Annotated in this window: 1 pseudogene; it reads left to right on the top strand. The window is 68.6% G+C overall.

Annotation, left to right across the window (positions count from 1 at the left end):
* A pseudogene (locus tag B2J89_RS21200) lies at positions 1-304 on the top strand (long-chain fatty acid--CoA ligase); the annotation flags it as partial.
* Positions 305-856: the final 552 nt, after the last annotated feature.

Here is an 856-nt window from a genome sequence, read left to right as displayed (position 1 = left end):
CCAGGCGGCCGTGCTGGCCGTGCCCGACGCGGTGCGCGAAGAAGAGGTGCTGGCCTGCGTGGTCCTGGACCTCGCTGCCGCCGCTGGCCTGGAGCGCACCGCAGCGGCACGCACCCTGCAGGACTTCTGTCTGCGCGAGCTGGCCTATTACAAGGCGCCGGGCTGGTGGTGGTTTGCGGACGAGATCCCGACCACCGGCACGCAGAAGATCCAGAAGCACCGCATCTTCCCAGCGGGCAGCGACCCGCGCACGCTTGCGGGGATGGTGGATTTGTGCGCGCTCAAGAAGCGGCAGCCGGGGTGATTGGAATTTGGCTCTGCGTCTTTTGCGCAGGGCGTGCCACTTGCCGCGGGCGGAGGCCGGGTCTCGCCCCGGCGGGCGAGGTACTTTTAAATCAACCCGCTGCGCGGGTTGTCTTTGCATCGCCAAAGGTGCGCTTTGCGCACGGTGCTCTCGCATGTTGCTTCGCAACCCGCTCCAGCACCAAACGTACCCAAAAGAAAGGCGACCCGAAGTCTGCGACCCCAGCGCTGCGCGCTGGGGCACCCTGCGGTGCTCGCTGCAGGCGGGGTCCGCGTGAACTCGCTTCGCTCAAACAGCACGCGGCCCTGGTCCGCCTGAAGCTGCGCTCCTCGGCGCAGCCCCACGGGCTTGGAACCAGAACATCCATACGGGCCATCGCTGCGCTCGGCCCCACTTACGCGCGCTTTGCGCTGCGCCCCAGGCCGAGCGCAGCGATGGCCCGTATGGCTGTTGGGCTGTTGGGCTGTTGGGCTGTTGGGCTGCCGGGCTCCCGCCCCTCTGCCCGTGCCGAGGAGCGCAGCGCCGGGCGGAAAAAGGGCCGCGCGCTGTTTG

The sequence above is a fragment of the Acidovorax sp. SRB_24 genome, from assembly GCF_012931925.1.
This window is presented reverse-complemented; position numbering and strand designations above follow the sequence as displayed.